This window comes from Streptomyces sp. MS19 (assembly GCF_047200595.1).
Lineage (GTDB): Bacteria > Actinomycetota > Actinomycetes > Streptomycetales > Streptomycetaceae > Streptomyces.
On sequence record NZ_JBJZOH010000020.1, the window covers coordinates 30,887 to 46,190 of the forward strand.

Annotated in this window: 10 protein-coding genes; 5 read left to right on the forward strand and 5 right to left on the reverse strand. The window is 74.2% G+C overall.

What is annotated here, in order from left to right:
* Positions 1 to 310: 310 nt before the first annotated feature.
* Together ACL02R_RS19305 and ACL02R_RS19310 are read left to right on the forward strand one after the other, a co-directional pair.
* On the forward strand, positions 311 to 2,095 hold the full coding sequence (locus tag ACL02R_RS19305; protein WP_412798190.1) for an ABC transporter transmembrane domain-containing protein: 1,785 nt from the start codon (positions 311 to 313) through the stop codon (positions 2,093 to 2,095).
* Positions 2,092 to 3,873: an ABC transporter ATP-binding protein gene (locus tag ACL02R_RS19310; RefSeq protein ID WP_412798191.1), complete on the forward strand. Its 1,782-nt coding sequence runs from the start codon at positions 2,092 to 2,094 to the stop codon at positions 3,871 to 3,873. Before ACL02R_RS19305 ends, ACL02R_RS19310 begins: the two co-directional genes overlap by 4 nt.
* Before the next feature lie 77 nt (positions 3,874 to 3,950).
* On the opposite strand, the gene ACL02R_RS19315 is transcribed toward ACL02R_RS19310, so the two are convergent.
* Positions 3,951 to 4,739: a metal-dependent hydrolase gene (locus tag ACL02R_RS19315; RefSeq protein WP_412798192.1), complete on the reverse strand. Its 789-nt coding sequence runs from the start codon at positions 4,737 to 4,739 to the stop codon at positions 3,951 to 3,953.
* Between the two features lie 139 nt (positions 4,740 to 4,878).
* Between ACL02R_RS19315 and ACL02R_RS19320 the strand changes: the two genes are divergently transcribed.
* Positions 4,879 to 7,392: a DEAD/DEAH box helicase gene (locus ACL02R_RS19320; protein ID WP_412798193.1), complete on the forward strand. Its 2,514-nt coding sequence runs from the start codon at positions 4,879 to 4,881 to the stop codon at positions 7,390 to 7,392.
* Here ACL02R_RS19320 and ACL02R_RS19325 read toward each other — a convergent pair.
* The 3 genes from ACL02R_RS19325 to ACL02R_RS19335 all read right to left on the reverse strand — a co-directional run bounded on the left by ACL02R_RS19325 (position 7,364) and on the right by ACL02R_RS19335 (position 10,074).
* Entirely contained in the window at positions 7,364 to 8,272 is a 909-nt protein-coding gene (locus ACL02R_RS19325) for a DUF6397 family protein (RefSeq protein ID WP_412798194.1), read from the reverse strand. The two genes, ACL02R_RS19320 and ACL02R_RS19325, sit on opposite strands and share 29 nt — an antisense overlap.
* A gap of 108 nt (positions 8,273 to 8,380) precedes the next feature.
* A complete protein-coding gene (locus ACL02R_RS19330) occupies positions 8,381 to 8,770 on the reverse strand; it encodes a roadblock/LC7 domain-containing protein (protein WP_412798195.1) in 390 nt (129 codons plus the stop codon).
* A gap of 206 nt (positions 8,771 to 8,976) precedes the next feature.
* Positions 8,977 to 10,074 carry a fatty acid desaturase family protein gene (locus ACL02R_RS19335; RefSeq protein ID WP_412798196.1) on the reverse strand — a complete coding sequence of 366 codons (1,098 nt, stop codon included), beginning with the start codon at positions 10,072 to 10,074 and terminating at the stop codon, positions 8,977 to 8,979.
* Positions 10,075 to 10,309: 235 nt separating this feature from the next.
* Between ACL02R_RS19335 and ACL02R_RS19340 the strand changes: the two genes are divergently transcribed.
* Together ACL02R_RS19340 and ACL02R_RS19345 are read left to right on the forward strand one after the other, a co-directional pair.
* Positions 10,310 to 13,216: a DEAD/DEAH box helicase gene (locus tag ACL02R_RS19340; protein ID WP_412798197.1), complete on the forward strand. Its 2,907-nt coding sequence runs from the start codon at positions 10,310 to 10,312 to the stop codon at positions 13,214 to 13,216.
* On the forward strand, positions 13,213 to 14,517 hold the full coding sequence (locus tag ACL02R_RS19345; RefSeq protein WP_412798198.1) for an SWF or SNF family helicase: 1,305 nt from the start codon (positions 13,213 to 13,215) through the stop codon (positions 14,515 to 14,517). Before ACL02R_RS19340 ends, ACL02R_RS19345 begins: the two co-directional genes overlap by 4 nt.
* On the opposite strand, the gene ACL02R_RS19350 is transcribed toward ACL02R_RS19345, so the two are convergent.
* Complete coding sequence (locus ACL02R_RS19350) at positions 14,490 to 15,299, reverse strand: SGNH/GDSL hydrolase family protein (RefSeq protein WP_412798199.1); 810 nt, start codon at positions 15,297 to 15,299, stop codon at positions 14,490 to 14,492. The genes ACL02R_RS19345 and ACL02R_RS19350 overlap by 28 nt on opposite strands.
* Positions 15,300 to 15,304 lie beyond the last annotated feature (5 nt).

Here is a 15,304-nt window from a genome sequence, read left to right on the forward strand (position 1 = left end):
CCCCGGGCGCCCGGCGGCGCGGCGGTCCGCCGCGCCGCCCGTCACCGTACGGGAGCGCGGCCCGGCGGGACGGCACCCTGCGGGTGTCCTCCGGACGGCGCCCGGGAGGTCTGTTCCCGTCACCCGCGCCCAACCGGCGCACCATAAGATCTTCACGTTATAGCAACGCAAAACTCGAGGTTCCCGCCCCCGGCCACCGACCGGAACGCCGGGGAAAAATCCGTTGATTTTCGCCACCCGGCGCGAGGACCCTTGCGAGGTTGTCCAGCTCCGCCCTCCCCCGTTCCGGGGCACCTTCCTCTGGGAAACCATGCACATTCGAGACCTCCCGCATCCCGACCCAGGCGAGCCGGACGTACGTTCCGGCTTCCGTTTCCTGGTCTGGCTCTTCCGGCGTCAGCTCGGCGGACAGGCCAAAGCCCTGCTCTGGGGCACCCTGCACATGGCGGCCATCGCGTGCCTGCCGGTGACCATGGGGCTCGCCATCGAGGCGGTGGTGGACGGCTCGGGCGGACGGCTGGCCCTCACCGGGCTGTTCCTGCTCGTCAGCACCCTGGTGATGAGCTTCGCCGACACCATGCTCCACCGCACGGCCGTCACCAACTGGATCACCGCCGCCGCCCGTGTCCAGCAGCTCCTGGCCCGTCGCACCGCAGAACTGGGCGGGCTCCTCACGCGCCGGGTGGCCGCCGGCGAGGTCGTCAAGGTCTCCACGGGGGACGTGGAGAAGATCGGCTGGTTCGTCGAGTCCTTCTCGCGGTTCGCCGCCGCCGTGGTCGTGACGACCGGGGTGTGCGCGGGCCTGATCGTGTTCGATCCCGGGATCGGGCTGCTCGTGCTCGGCGGCGTCGCGGTCGTCGCCCTGAGCGTGTGGCCGCTGCTCCCGGCCGCGACACGGCGGGCCGACGTCGAGCGCGGGAAGTCCGGGCGGGCCACCGAGCTGGCCTCCGACACCGTCGCCGGGCTGCGCGTGCTGCGGGGCATCGGCGGCGAGGAGCTGTTCCTCGAACGGTACCGGCGAGCCTCGCAGGAGGTCCGCGGCGCGTCCGTCCGCAACGCGCGGATGTGGTCGCTGATCGACGCGCTCCAGGTCGTCATGCCGGGGCTGCTGCTCATCGCGGTGGTCTGGCAGGGCACGCGGCTCGCGCTGGACGGGCGCCTGGAGGCGGGCGAACTGGTCGCCGTGTACGGGGCGGTGAGCTTCCTGATGTTCCCGCTGCGCCTGTTCCAGGAGGCGGCGATGGCGTTCACGTTCTCGCGTCCCTCCGCGAAGCGGGCCGTCCGCGTCCTCGGCCTGCGGCGCGAGGACGCCCCCACCGGCGGGGTGGAGCCCATGGCGGAGGGCCGGGCCGAGATGCCCGACGGGGACCTGTGGGACCCCTCGACCGGCCTGCTCGCCGAGCGGGGCAGGCTCACCGCCGTCGTGTGCGGCGACCCGGACTTCGCGGAGCGGCTCGCCGGGCGGCTCGGCGGCCACGCGCCGGACGCGGCGGGCGAGCCGTCCGCGCAGCTCGGCGGCTTCCCGCTCGACGGGCTGTCCCGGGAGGCGGCCCGCACGGCGGTGCTCGTCCAGGACAAGGACCCCGTGCTCCTGTCCGGCACGCTCGCCGAACTGCTCGGCGTCCCCTCGTCCGGTCGCGTCGCGGCGCGGGACGCCCTGGCGACGGCGCAGTGCCAGGACGTGCTGGCGACGCTGGCGCAGTCGGCGCCCGACGGCAGCGGCGACCCGATGCGCGCGCGGATCACCGAGCGCGGCCGCTCCCTGTCGGGCGGCCAGCGCCAGCGGCTGGCCCTGGCCCGTTCGCTGGTCACCGACCCCGGTGTCCTGGTGCTCGACGAGCCGACCTCCGCCGTCGACGCGCACACCGAGGCGCGGATCGCCGAGGGGCTCGGGGCGCTGCGGACCGGCCGTACGACGGTCGTGTTCACGTCGAGCCCGCTGCTGCTCGACCACGCCGACACCGTGGTGTTCCTTCACGAGGGCACCGTGGCCGCGACCGGGCGCCACCGCGACCTCGTCCGGACCGCCCCGGCGTACCGCGCGGTCGTCACGCGCGAGCCGGAGACCGCAGACCTTGCTGAGGAGATCGCATGATCGGCGTCCCACCCCCGGAGTACGACCCGTCGACCGCGGAGCACGTCGCGAAACTGCCCGTGGCGGGGCGGGAGACGGTGCGCCGGTACGTGCGCGCCCTGCTGCGCAGGCACCGCCGCGCCTTCGGCGGGCTGGTGGTGGTCAACGCCGTGGCCGTCGTCGCGTCGATGATCGGCCCGTACCTCCTCGGCCGGGTCGTGCAGGACCTGGCGGACGGCGAGCGGGAGCTGCACCTCGGGCGGACGATAGCGCTGTTCGCCGTGTCGCTGGCCGTCCAGGCGTTCTTCGTGCGGCTGGTGCGGCTGCGCGGCGCGGTGCTGGGCGAGCGGATGCTGGCGGACCTGCGGGAGGACTTCCTCGTGCGCGCCGTCGGGCTGCCGCCCGGTGTGCTGGAGCGCGCGGGGACGGGCGACCTGCTCGCCCGGATCAACACGGACGTCGACCGGCTGTCGAAGGCGATGCGCGAGGCCGTGCCGCAGATGTCCATCGCTGTGGTCTGGGCGGGCCTGCTGCTCGCCGGGATCGTCCTGACCGCCCCGGCACTCGGCATCGGTGTCGTCCTGGCGGTGCCGCTGCTGCTCTGCGTGTGCGTCTGGTACTTCCGCCGGGCGCCCGCCGGGTACCGTTCCGAGGCCGCGGGGTACGCGGCCGTCGCCGCGACGCTGGCCGAGACCGTGGACGCGGGCCGGACCGTCGAGGCGCACCGCCTGGAGGCGGAGCGCACGGCGCTCTCGGACCTCCAGGTCGGGCGCTGGACCGCGTGGGAGCGGTACACGCTGTGGCTGCGGTCGATCCTGCTCCCGGCGATCAACGTCTACCACGCGCTCATCCTGTCCGGAGTGCTGCTGATCGGCGGCTCGTTCGTCCTCCAGGGGTGGATGGGCGTCGGTGAGCTGACGACCGGGGCGATGCTGGCCCAGATGATGATCGAGCCGGTCGGGATGATCGTGCGCTGGCTGGACGAGTTGCAGGTCGCGCAGGTGTCGCTGGCGCGGCTGGTGGGCGTGCACGAGGTGGAGCCGGACGAGGGCGACGCCTCGGTGGTGCCCGCCGGACGTGATCTGACGGCCGACCGGGTGCGCTTCGGGTACCTGCCGGGCACCGACGTGCTGCACGACGTGTCGCTCGACGTCCCGCCGGGGACGCGGGTGGCGCTCGTGGGCCCTTCCGGTGCGGGCAAGTCGACGCTGGGGCGGCTCCTCGCGGGCATCTACGCCCCGCGCCGGGGCGAGGTGACCCTGGGCGGCGCGCGCCTGGCCGGGATGACGGCGGAACGGGTCAGGGAACAGGTGGCGCTGGTCAACCAGGAGCACCATGTGTTCGTCGGCCCGCTGCGCGACAACCTGCTGCTGGCGCGCACCGGTGCGACCGACGCCGAGTTGTGGGCGGCGCTGGGAGCGGTGGACGCGGCCGGATGGGTGCGCGCGCTGCCCGGTGGTCTCGACTGCGAGGTGGGGTCGGGCGCGGTGACCGTGTCCCCGGCCCAGGCGCAGCAGATCGCGCTGGCCCGGCTGGTGCTGGCGGACCCGCACACGCTGGTGCTCGACGAGGCGACGTCGCTGCTCGACCCGCGGGCGGCGCGCCATCTGGAGCGGTCCCTCGCGCGTGTCCTGGAGGGGCGGACCGTGATCGCGATCGCCCACCGGCTGCACACGGCGCACGACGCCGATGTCATCGCGGTGGTCGAGGACGGCAGGATCAGCGAGTTGGGCAGCCATGACGAACTGGTGGCGGCCGACGGCGCGTACGCGGCCCTGTGGCGGTCCTGGCACGGCTGACCGGCCATCCCGTGCCGTCCGTTCCCGCGCAGGGGGCGGACGGCACGGTGCCGTGGGGCCCCGGGCCGCGTGCCCCGTCAGAAGGTCATGACGGTCGCGCCGACGGCGCTGGCCGCGCCGATCACCATGAACAGCGGCATCAGGACCTTGTTCTCCACCGGGGCGCCGGCGCGGAAGCGCATGAACTGGGGGGTGCCGACCGGGTACCAGCGCTTGCCCGCGATGGGCAGCGGCCACAGGACGGGGCAGCCGGAGATGGTCAGGGCGTCGCCGATGGTGTGCACGATCGCGCCGAGGGCGATGGGCAGGCCGATCCACAGGTAGGGCTTGTCGGGGAAGAGCCAGGTGGAGCCGTTGCCCGGCTGGTCGAGGAAGTCGGCGATGAGCCAGGCGCTGGTGGCGCCGAGCAGCCACACCAGGACGTCGCTGGAGACGCGGGCCATGCGCCACAGCAGGCCCTCGACGGCGAGTACGAGGTGGACGAAGAGGGTGGCGAGGACGGCCCAGCGGCCCCAGGCGACCGCGGCAGCGGAGAACCCGGCGCCGAGGGCCAGTGCCCACAGCCAGGTGTGCGTGAGGGTGCGGTGTCCGCTGGTGCGGCGGCGTTCCCCCTTGGCGCGGGTGCTGTTGTAGACGGCTTCGGCGATCTTGTCGATGATGCCCGCGAGGATCTTGGAGAACGGTCCGAAGGCCCGGGATATCGTCGCCGACTTGTGGTCCAGGTCGGGTGCGAGTGCGGCTCCCGCGCATATCAGGGCGCCTGCCAGGAGGACGGGCCAGGGCATCGGGTGTTCCGCGTAGGCGGCCCCCGCGCCGACGACGAGCCAGGCCATCGCGCCTGAGAGTGAGTGTGCCGGTCCCATCATGGCTGTGCCCCGCCCCTTCGTGCCGCCCATGTCGTCCGGGCGGTGTGTCACCCGTGTCGGCCGGACAGCGTAATGCCTGTTGATCTTCCCATGTCCGGCCGGTTCCCCCTGGCGGGCCGGGGACGGGCAGTATGGGACGGTGACCCTTATCGATCAGATGCCGCCGCAAGCCGATCCTGATGCCCTCTTCGAGGCGTTCTCGTCGTGGACGAGTCAGCGTGGGATCACGCTGTACCCCGCGCAGGAGGAGGCGCTGATCGAGGTGGTGTCGGGATCGAACGTCATCCTGTCCACCCCGACGGGGTCGGGCAAGTCGCTGGTCGCGGCGGGGGCGCACTTCGCCGCGCTGGCCAGGGACGAGGTGACGTTCTACACCGCGCCGATCAAGGCGCTGGTGTCGGAGAAGTTCTTCGACCTGTGCAAGATCTTCGGGACCGAGAACGTCGGCATGCTCACCGGTGACGCGTCGGTCAACGCGGACGCGCCGGTGATCTGCTGCACGGCGGAGGTCCTCGCGTCGATCGCGCTGCGGGACGGCGCCGAGGCGGACGTCGGCCAGGTGGTCATGGACGAGTTCCACTTCTACGCGGAGCCGGACCGGGGCTGGGCGTGGCAGATCCCGCTGCTGGAGCTGCCGCGGGCGCAGTTCGTCCTGATGTCGGCGACGCTCGGCGACATGTCGCGCTTCGAGGAGGACCTCACGCGGCGGACCGGGCGGCCGACGGCGGTGGTCCGCTCCGCGACGCGGCCGGTGCCGCTGAGCTACGAGTACCGCACGACGGCGCTCACCGAGACGCTGACCGAGCTGCTGGCCACCCACCAGGCGCCCGTCTACATCGTGCACTTCACCCAGGCGCAGGCGGTCGAGCGGGCGCAGGCGCTGATGAGCATCAACATGTGCACGCGGCAGGAGAAGGACGAGATCGCCGCGCTGATCGGCAACTTCCGCTTCACCACCCGCTTCGGCCGGAACCTGTCCCGTTACGTGCGGCACGGCATCGGCGTCCACCACGCCGGGATGCTGCCGAAGTACCGGCGGCTGGTGGAGAAGCTGGCGCAGGCCGGGCTGCTGAAGGTGATCTGCGGTACGGACACCCTCGGGGTGGGGGTGAACGTGCCGATCAGGACGGTGCTGTTCACCGCCCTGACGAAGTACGACGGGAGCCGGGTGCGGGTGCTGCGTGCCCGGGAGTTCCACCAGATCGCGGGGCGTGCGGGGCGGGCGGGCTTCGACACGTCCGGGTTCGTGGTGGCGCAGGCGCCTGAGCATGTGGTGGAGAACGAGAAGGCGCTCGCGAAGGCGGGTGACGATCCGAAGAAGCGGCGCAAGGTGGTGCGGAAGAAGCCGCCGGAGGGCTTCGTCAACTGGAGCGAGGACACGTTCACCCGGCTGATCGCGGCGGAGCCCGAGCCGCTGACGTCTCGGTTCCGGGTGACGCACGCGATGCTGCTCGCGGTGATCGCCAGGCCGGGTGACGCGTTCGAGGGCATGCGCCGCCTGCTGGAGGGCAACCACGAGCCGCGCAGGCAGCAGTTGCGGCACATCCGGCGGGCCATCGCCATCTACCGGTCGTTGCTGGACGGCGGGATCGTGGAGCGGCTGGAGACGCCGGACGCGCAGGGCCGCAGGGTACGCCTCACGGTGGACCTCCAGGCCGACTTCGCGCTGAATCAGCCGCTGTCGACCTTCGCGCTCGCCGCGTTCGAGCTGCTGGAACCGGAATCGCCCTCCTACGCGCTGGACATGGTGTCGGTGGTGGAGTCGACGCTGGACGACCCCCGGCAGATCCTGGCCGCGCAGCAGAACAAGGCGCGCGGTGAGGCCGTGGCGGCCATGAAGGCCGACGGCGTCGAGTACGAGGAGCGGATGGAGCGGCTGATGGACGTCGGCTACCCCAAGCCGCTGGAGGAACTGCTGTTCCACGCGTACGGGGTGTACAAGAAGAGCCATCCCTGGGTCGGTGATCATCCGCTGTCCCCCAAGTCGGTGGTGCGGGACATGTACGAGCGGGCCATGACGTTCTCCGAGTTCGTGTCGCACTACGAGCTGGCGCGTACGGAGGGCATCGTGCTGCGCTATCTGGCGAGCGCCTACAAGGCGCTGGAGCACACGGTCCCCGACGACCTCAAGTCCGAGGACTTCCAGGACATCGCCGCCTGGCTCGGCGAGATGGTCCGCCAGGTGGACTCCAGCCTGCTGGACGAGTGGGAGCAGCTCGCCAATCCGGCGGACGAGGACGCGGAGACGGCCAGGGAGCGGGCGGACCAGGTCAGGCCGGTCACGGCGAACGCGCGCGCGTTCCGCGTGCTGGTGCGCAACGCCATGTTCCGGCGGGTGGAGCTGGCCGCCCTCGACCACGTGGACGAACTGGGCGAGCTGGACGGCGAGTCGGGGTGGAACGCCGACGCCTGGGCGGCGGCGCTCGACGGCTACTGGGACGAGTACGACGAGCTGGGGACGGGACCCGACGCCAGGGGGCCGCGGCTGCTGGAGATCGAGGAGCGTCCGGAGGACGGCCTGTGGCGGGTCCGCCAGACCTTCCACGACCCGGCGGGCGACCACGACTGGGGCATCTCCGCCGAGGTGGACCTGACGGCGTCGGACGCCGAGGGCCGGGCGGTGATCAAGGTGATCGACGTAGGACAGCTCTGATCGTCACGGCGGGTCCGGCGGGTCCGGCGGCGCCGCGGGCCTCGGCCAGTGCCCGGCGCAGGCCGTCGCGGTAGCGGCGCGTCTCGTCGGGTCCGGCCGCCGTGAGCAGCGGCCAGGCGCCGCGCCCCGGCCCCGGGCGGGGCCGCCCCTCCGGGGCGCGGCACGGGGCCTCCAGCGGCGGCCTGAGGCGGTGGAGCCGCAGGCGCTCACCGGGGTCGGGGACATCGGCCGCCAGCAGGTGTGCCGGGAGCACCGCCGCGTACACGGCGGCGCGCAGCCACGGGTCTTCCGCCTGGGTGACCAGTTGGGTGGTGCGACGGGCGCGCCAGTGCGGGCCGCGCCAGTCGTGGCAGCGTTGCAGGGCCCGGCGCATCCCGTCCGGCAGCCGTCCGCCGAGAAGGGCGGGCCGGTGCGCCGCGAACGCGCGGAGTTCGGCGGCGGGGTAGCGCCAGACGGCGGCGCGGTGCCCGTGCGCGTGGAAGTCGAGCGGTACGAGGCAGCCGCCCCGGGCCAGCCGGGCGAAGCGGGCCGGGCTGATGCGGAGCAGTTCCGCCCCGGTCGCGGCGTTGACGAGGCGGGCGGCCTCGCGGAGCGCGGCGGTGAAGCCCGGTGCGGCGCGCAGCCGGTCCAGTTCGGCGCGGGCGACCCGGCGCTCCCACGGGCGGGCGCCGGGGACGGTGCGGATGCGTCCGAGGCGGACGGCGGCCTCGAACTCGGCGGCGCCGAGTCCGAGTTCGTGGGCGGCCCGGCGGGGGCTCGCGGAGTCGCGGCCGGGGCGGGCGGCGCCGCGTCCGGCATCGGTGGCGACGCGGCGCCGGACGCACCGGGCCGACGGAGGGTGGCCGGCGGACGGGACGGTCCGTACGATCGGGGCGGTCATGGTTTCCTCCCTACAGGCGATCACTTACTGTGACCACAGTAGGCGGAAGTTCCCGCCCTTCGCCACTCTGGGTAGTCAATTAGCTCGAACGAGTGAACGGCACGTCGGTCACCGGTCCCGGGCGGCCAGCCCCATGTGCTCCCCGACCTTGTTGACGAGGAGTGTCATCTCGTACCCGACCTGCCCGATGTCCGCGTCGGCACCGGTCAGCACGCACAGGCAGCTGCCGTCCCCGGCCGCCGTCACGAACAGCATCCCGTCGTCGAACTCGATCATGGTCTGTAGGACCTCGCCGCAGGCGAAGTGCTCCCCCACCCCGCGGGCGAGGCTGTGCAGGCCGGATGCGACCGCCGCCAGATGCTCGGCGCTCGCCCGTTTCAGCCCCTGGCTCACCGAGGTGACCAGGCCGTCGCTCGACAGCAACAGCACATGGCGGACGCGGGGCAGACGTTGCGCCAGATCGTCAAGCAGCCAGTCGAGCGTGGTACTCAGTGCCATCCCCAGCTCCCCCTTCTCGTAAGGCGACTGCTGTGTCAGCCTTCCCCAGGAAGAGGGGCTCGACAACCATCCTGACGGGACCGCTGTACGGAATCAGCCGTACCGTTCCTTCTCCCCCGCGCCGTCACCGGGCCGGGCGGCACACGACGCGGCGCGGGACGGCAGTCCGCCCCGCGCCGACGCGCCGCCCCCGCCGGTACGGGGCGTCACGCCCGGCCGGCGCGCTCCGTCCGCTTCCCCTCGCGCAGCGGCGCCCCGACGCTGTGCATGTGGGCGAGCGCCTGCCGGTACGAGTCGATCACGCCCGTCTCGGTGTACCGGACGCCGATCTCCCGGCAGTAGTGCCGCACCAGCGGCTGCGCCAGCCGCAGGTGCGGACGCGGCATGCTCGGGAAGAGGTGGTGCTCGATCTGGTAGTTGAGCCCGCCCATGGCCCAGTCGGTGACGGGACCGCCCCGCACGTTGCGCGACGTCAGCACCTGGCGGCGCAGGTGCCCCCAGCGCTCGCCGTCCGATGTCGGCATCTCCATGCCCTTGTGGTTCGGTGCGAACACGCTGCCGAGGTGCAGGCCGAAGAGGCCCTGGTGGATCAGCGCGAAAAGCACCGCCTTGCCCGGCGACATGGCCACGGCCAGCAGCGTCACATACGCGGCGAAGTGGAGGACGAGCAGGAGTCCCTCGACCAGCCGGCCGCGCTTCTCGCGCTCCCAGCCGTCGGACGAGATCACCATCTGCACGCTGGCGACCTTGAGGGCGATGCCTTCGAGGAGCAGCAGCGGGAAGAAGAGCCAGGCCTGGTTACGGGTCAGCCAGCGGGCGAAGCCCTCGCGCTTCTCGGCCTGGTTCTGGGTCCAGACCATGACGCCCTCGCCGACGTCCGGGTCCTTGTCGATGTGGTTCGGGTTGGCGTGGTGCCGGTTGTGCTTGTCGTTCCACCAGGCGGAGCTCATGCCGAGCAGCAGGTTGCCGTGGAAGAGGCCGAGGAGGCGGTTGACGCGCCGGGTGGCGGCGACCTGCGAGTGCCCGGCGTCGTGGCCGTAGAAGCCGCTGCGCGTCGAGAAGAGCGCGAAGGGGACCGCCAGCAGCAGCGTCCACCACGAGTCGCCGGCCGCGAGCACCGCCCAGACGATCCCGGCGAGCGCCAGCGCGTTGACGGCCATGCCCACCGCGTACCACCCGCGACGGCGCGCGAGCAGCTGCTGCCCCTTGATCTGCCGCAGCAGCGGCGGGAACTCACCGGCGTCGCCGTCTCCCTTCCGCCGCTGCTGCGGCACAGGTGCAAGGACGAGCTGGGCATCGGACATGTCGCCTCCGGGAAAAACCTGACGTGGCTCCCACGCTAGGGACGGGCCGATGCGGCGGCCATGGGCGCAGCACCCGGCCGATGGTGTACCCAACCCCCCTGTCGCGTGGCGGCGCGTTCCTGTACTGGGAAACGGGCCGGGGACGGGGAGAAAGCCACCGTTTCCGGCGACAACCGGTCATGGGGTACTCTCGGCGTCCGCATCGACTGATCAAATTTGAGGAGTGCGCCTCTCCGTGCGTGCGAGTCCGCCCAACGCCGCCCTCACCGCCGCCCTCGCCGCCTGCGCGGCCGTCTTCCTCCCCGCCGACCCGCCACGTTCCTCCCGCGTCGCCTTCTGGCGGCCTGACGGCACCCCGCCCGTCCCCGCGGACGACGACGACGCCACCGAGGACCTGACCGTGGCCCTGCCCGCGGCCGGGGGCGGTACGGCCGCCCTCACGGCCGTCCCCGCGTACGTCCTGCCGATCGCCGACGCCGTGCCCGTCCTCACCCGCGCCCGTTCCGCCGTGACAGGATCGGCCGCCGCCTACTGGGGCGCCGCCGCCGTCCTGGCCCTCCAGGTCGCCGCACGCGGCCGGCTCCTCCCCGGGCTCACCCCCGCCGACCACGACGCCTGGCGCCTCGGCCCGCTCACCACGGCGGACGCCGAACGGCTGCGCGCCCTCGCCGACGCCATGCCCCCGCACGCCCACGCGACGCCCCTGGACACGCCGCCGGGCGACGGCGGGCCGCTCCTCCCCCACCCCGAGGCGCTGCTCCGCGCGTTCCTCGACGCCGTCGCCGACACGCTGCCGCGCAGCCCGGCCGCCGCGCTCGCCGCCGGGGGCACCGCGTTCGCCTCTCCCGCCCCCCACCACCTCCCCGCCCGCCGCGGCTGGGCCACCGAACTGGCGGCCGGACACGACACGGGCGTACGGATCTCCTTGCGCGTCGAGACCGTCCCCGTCCTCGGCGCCGAGGCCCCCGGCTTCCGCGCCGTGGTGCAGCTGCACAGCCTCGGCGACCCCCTGGCGGTCGCCGACGCCGCCGACGTCTGGGCGGGCGCCGCCGACGCGTTCGGCCCCCGCGCGCGCACCGAAGCGCTGCTCGCCCTGCGCCGCGCCGCCGCCGCGTGGGAGCCGCTGGCGCCGCTGCTCACCGCCGCCGTGCCGGCCGCCGTGGACCTGGCCGACGAGGAGATCGGCGAGCTGCTCGGCTCGCCCGCCACCCGGGCGCTGGACGCCGCGGGTGTCGAGGTGCACTGGCCGAAGGCGATGGTCAGGCGGCTGCGCACGCGCGCGGTGGTCGGCCAGGACGACGACGCGCGGGCGCCGTTCCCCACCGCCCCCGGCGCCGCCGCGTCCTCCGGTCTGCTGGGCCACGACGCGCTGCTCACGTTCTCCTGGCGCTTCGCCCTGGGCGACACGCCCCTGACCCGCGCCGAACTCGACCGGATCGCCGAGGCGGGCCGCCCGGCCGTCCGGCTGCGCGACCAGTGGATGCTCCTCGACCCCGAGGAGATACGCCGCGCACGCCGCCGCGCCGACCGCAAGGTCACCGTGCTCGACGCCCTCGGCGCCGCGCTCACCGGCAGCGTCGAGGCGGACCCCGCCGGAGGCCCGGACGGGGAACGGGTCGAGGTCGACGCCACCGGCCGGCTCGCCGCGCTCCGCGACCTGCTGGCCGACCCCGAGGGCCAGGAGCCCCTCCCGCCGCCGCCCGCCCTCGCCGCCACCCTGCGCGGCTACCAGGCACGCGGCTTCACCTGGCTGCACCGCATGACGTCCCTGGGCCTCGGCGCCTGCCTGGCGGACGACATGGGCCTCGGCAAGACGATCACCCTGATCACGCTCCACCTGCACCGCCAGCTCGACCCCGCCACGGCCGGACCGGCCCTCGTCGTCTGCCCCGCCTCGCTGCTGGGCAACTGGCAGCGCGAGCTGGCCATCTTCGCGCCCGGCACGCCCGTGCGCCGCTTCCACGGCCCGGCCCGCGACCTGGCCGGACTCGCCCCCGGCGAGGTGGTCCTGACGACCTACGGCACGATGCGGCTCGACACGGACCGGCTGGCGTCGGGCCCCGACTGGTCGCTGGTGGTGGCGGACGAGGCGCAGCACGCGAAGAACCCGTTCTCCGCCACGGCCGCCGGGCTCCGTGCCATCCCGTCCCGCGCCCGGGTGGCCCTCACCGGCACCCCGGTGGAGAACAGCCTGTCCGAGCTGTGGGCCATCCTGGACTGGACCACCCCCGGGCTCCTCGGGCGCCTGCCGGCCTTCCGCCGCCGCTACGCCGACGCGGTCGAGGACGGCGGCGACCCGGCGGCGGCCGAACGGCTCGCCCGGCTCGTGCGCCCGTTCCTGCTGCGGCGGCGCAAGTCCGACCCCGGCATCGCGCCCGAGCTGCCGCCCAAGACCGAGACCGACCGCGCCGTCCACCTGACGCCGGAACAGGCCGGGCTCTACGAGGCGGTGGTCCGGGAGGGCCTGGGCGAGGTCGCGGGCACCGACGGGTTCGCCCGGCGCGGCCTGGTCGTCAAGCTCCTCACCGCCCTCAAGCAGATCTGCAACCACCCGGCGCAGTACCTCGCCGAGGACGAGCCGCGGCTCGCCGGGCGCTCCGGCAAGCTGGAGCTGCTCGACGAACTGCTCGACACGATCCTGGCCGAGGGCGCGAGCGTCCTGGTGTTCACGCAGTACGTGCGGATGGCGCGGCTGCTGGAGACGCACCTGACGCGGCGCGGTGTGCCGAGCCTGCTGCTGCACGGCGGTACGCCGGTGCCGCGCCGCGAGGAGCTGGTCCGCCGCTTCTCGGACGGCGAGGTGCCCGTCTTCCTGCTGTCGCTCAAGGCGGCGGGCACCGGGCTGAACCTCACCCGCGCCGAGCACGTGATCCACTACGACCGCTGGTGGAACCCGGCGGTCGAGGCGCAGGCCACCGACCGCGCCCACCGCATCGGCCAGGACAAGCCCGTGCAGGTGCACCGGCTCGTCGCCGAGGGCACGGTCGAGGACCGCATCGCCGCGCTCCTGCGGCGGAAGCAGGACCTGGCGGACGCCGTGCTGGGCGCGGCGGGCGAGTCCGCGCTGAGCGGGCTCGGGGACGACGAGCTGGCCGATCTGGTCGCCCTGCGCGACCCGGACGAGCAGGGGAACGGGCTGTGACGCACGACGGTGAGCTGGTCTTCGCGGCCCTGCCGCCCGTGGGTGGCCGGGGGTTCGCGGTCACCTGGTGGGGCCAGGGCTGGGTGAAGGCGCTGGAGGACACGGCGCTCGACAACGGCACGCTCAAGCAGGGGCGCAAGGCGGCGCGCGCCGGGGCGGTCGGCGCGGTCTCCGTGCGCCCGGGGCGCCTGACGTCGGTCGTAAGGGCGGGTGACGGCACGCCGTACCGTGCCGATGTCCTGCTGCGGCGGCTGACCGGCGCGGAGTGGGACCGGCTGCTGGACACGGCCGCGCGGGAGGCGGGGCACGTCGCCGCGCTGCTCGACCACGAGATGCCCGCGCACCTGGCGGCGGACGCGGCGGCGGCCGGGGTGGACCTGCTGCCCGGCATCGGCGACCTGGAGCCGGAGTGCGAGTGCGGCGAGTGGGACCACTGCGCGCACACGGCCGCGCTCGCCTACCAGGTGGCGCGGCTGCTGGACGCCGACCCGTTCGTCCTCCTGCTGCTGCGGGGCCGCGCGGAGGGCGATCTGACGGCGGAGCTGGAACGGCGCAACGCGGCCCGCGCCCCCGCCCAGCCGCCCGTTCCCGCGTCCGTGCCCGCCGCGGAGGCGTACGCGCGGGCCGTGCCCCCGCTGCCCCCTCCCCCGCCGCCGGTGACCGACGCGCCGCACACGCCCGACCTCGGACCCGACGGGGACAGGGACGGGGACGGGGACGACGGCGTACCGGGCCTGCGGGACCTGGAGTTCCTGATCTCCGACACCGCCGCGCGCGCCCGGCGCGCGCTCGCCGACGCCCTGCGCCCCGACCACGCCACCAGCGCGCCCCCCGCGCCGCTGACAGCGTGGCAGGACACCGTGCGGATCGCGGCGGGCCGTCCGCCCGCACGCGTCGCCGCGCGGCTCGCGGCGGGCTGCGGGCGGCCGTCCGACGACCTCTCGGCGGCGTCCGACGCCTGGGCGTACGGCGGTGCGACGGGGCTCGACGTGCTGGAGGACGAGGCGCCGCGCACCGCGCCCGAGGCCGCCGCACGGCTGGCCACCGCCTGGCCGGACGGCGCGGCGCCGCCGCCGGCGCGCACGGGCGTCAACCGCTGGACGACGCAAGGGGACGCGGCCCAGCTGCGGTTCGGCCCCGACCGGCGCTGGTGGCCGTTCCGGCGGCGCGCGGACCGCTGGTGGCCCGCGGGTCCCCCGGACGCGGCACCGGCCGTCGCCCTCGCCACCGCACTGGGTGACGCGGACGGCGGCCGGCAGGAGCCGCCGGGCCGTCAGGCCAGCGTCTCGAACACGGAGTAGTAACCGCCGGACTGCCCGGCGGCGTTGGGGTGGTACGAGTCGCCGACCGGCAGGGTGACGCTGTGCAGCCACTCGTCGTCGGAGCAGATCTCGTGCCCGGTGAAGGCGGGGCGCACGTCGCCGTACGCGAAGCCGTGGTCGGCGGCGCGCTTGGAGATGGTCGTGTGCAGGTTGTCCGACGCGCCGTTGACGGCGGCGCGCGACTCCTCGCTGATGCCGAACAGGCAGCTGCCGCCCAGCTCGTACATGCGCGGGTAGCCGAGCACGACGACCTGCGCGTTCGGCGCGGCGGAGCGGATCGCGCCGTACACGGCGTCGAGTTCGCCCGGCAGGGTGTCCGCGATGTACTGGTTCGCGGTCTCGATCGCGGAGAGGCATGCGCTGGTGCCCGACAGCACGCAGGTCTGCATCGTGCTGCCGAAGCCCGCGTCGTTGCCGCCGATGCTGATGCTGACCAGCGTGGTTCCCGCGTCCAGGGGGGCGAGCTGGCCGGCGAGGACGTCGTCGGTCGTGGCGCCCGAGCAGGAGGTGTTGTCGAAGGTGTCCGGGCCGTTGGCGGCGGCCCACAGGGCCGGGTAGGCGGCCCTGCTGCGGCGGCAGTCGCCGCTCGACTCGTCGTAGTCGCCGGCGCCGTTGCCCGAGGAGTAGGAGTCGCCGAGCGCGACGTACGCGCTCGCGGCGGTGGGGGTCTCCCCGGCCGCCGCGGCGGCGGGGGCGAGGGCGGTGACGCCGATGGCGAGGAGCGCGGCAGCGGTCCTCGCCGCCAGGCGGCGCAAGGTCATGGAAC

What these genes read in the sequence shown, in the direction of transcription:
- ACL02R_RS19310 (WP_412798191.1), top strand. Translation starts at nt 2,092, where the DNA reads ATGATCGGCGTCCCACCCCCGGAGTACGACCCGTCGACCGCGGAGCAC.
- ACL02R_RS19315 (WP_412798192.1), bottom strand. Translation starts at nt 4,739, where the DNA reads ATGATGGGACCGGCACACTCACTCTCAGGCGCGATGGCCTGGCTCGTC.
- ACL02R_RS19335 (WP_412798196.1), bottom strand. Translation starts at nt 10,074, where the DNA reads ATGTCCGATGCCCAGCTCGTCCTTGCACCTGTGCCGCAGCAGCGGCGG.
- ACL02R_RS19305 (WP_412798190.1), top strand. Translation starts at nt 311, where the DNA reads ATGCACATTCGAGACCTCCCGCATCCCGACCCAGGCGAGCCGGACGTA.
- ACL02R_RS19325 (WP_412798194.1), bottom strand. Translation starts at nt 8,272, where the DNA reads ATGACCGCCCCGATCGTACGGACCGTCCCGTCCGCCGGCCACCCTCCG.
- ACL02R_RS19350 (WP_412798199.1), bottom strand. Translation starts at nt 15,299, where the DNA reads ATGACCTTGCGCCGCCTGGCGGCGAGGACCGCTGCCGCGCTCCTCGCC.
- ACL02R_RS19330 (WP_412798195.1), bottom strand. Translation starts at nt 8,770, where the DNA reads ATGGCACTGAGTACCACGCTCGACTGGCTGCTTGACGATCTGGCGCAA.